The sequence below is a fragment of the Halorubrum sp. SS7 genome (genome assembly GCF_005435055.1).
In the GTDB taxonomy this organism is placed as follows: domain Archaea; phylum Halobacteriota; class Halobacteria; order Halobacteriales; family Haloferacaceae; genus Halorubrum; species Halorubrum salinarum.
In genome coordinates this window covers 1-517 of record NZ_SGXV01000270.1, presented here as the reverse complement: position 1 = coordinate 517, position 517 = coordinate 1, and the positions used below count along the sequence as shown (strand labels likewise).

Annotated in this window: 1 pseudogene; it reads right to left on the bottom strand. The window is 61.7% G+C overall.

What is annotated here, in order from left to right:
- Positions 1–330 precede the first annotated feature (330 nt).
- Positions 331–517 (bottom strand): annotated as a pseudogene (locus EXE44_RS17985) (TIGR04182 family glycosyltransferase); the annotation flags it as partial.

Sequence of the window (517 nt, the reverse complement as noted above, 5' to 3'; positions counted from 1 at the left end):
AGAAGGTGAATTCGCACTCTATGTACGCGTCTATTCGTGTATCTGAGATTTTTCCCGATATTTCTGCCTAGATTTAACTTCTATACTGCTAACCGCCGTCCAGTCCGACGTACGAACCGCTTCGATACGACCCACGGACCGCTCCCGGGATCGCACGTGACTCGTCCCCGACTATCCCACCGCTTTTCGCTGCGCCCGATCGCGTCGATCGACGTTTCACTCGTTCGCCGGGCCGGTCAGGGGCGGTGACGCCGTCGGTGGAGTAGTTCCGCTCCGCTCGCCCGCACGACGGCCCCGCTCGGTTCTCCAGTTCACTCTCGGTTCTCCCCTTTACTCGCCGTCGTCGGCGGACGACTCCGTCACCGCCTCGTCGCTGATCGCCCGGTCGTACCGCACGATCTGCTCGCGGTGAAGCGAGTAGATCATGTCCGCGAGCACGCCGAACACGAGCAGTTGGATCCCGAGAATGGTCGCGCCGACCGCACCGACGGCGATGACTTCGTGGCTGATCCCGAAC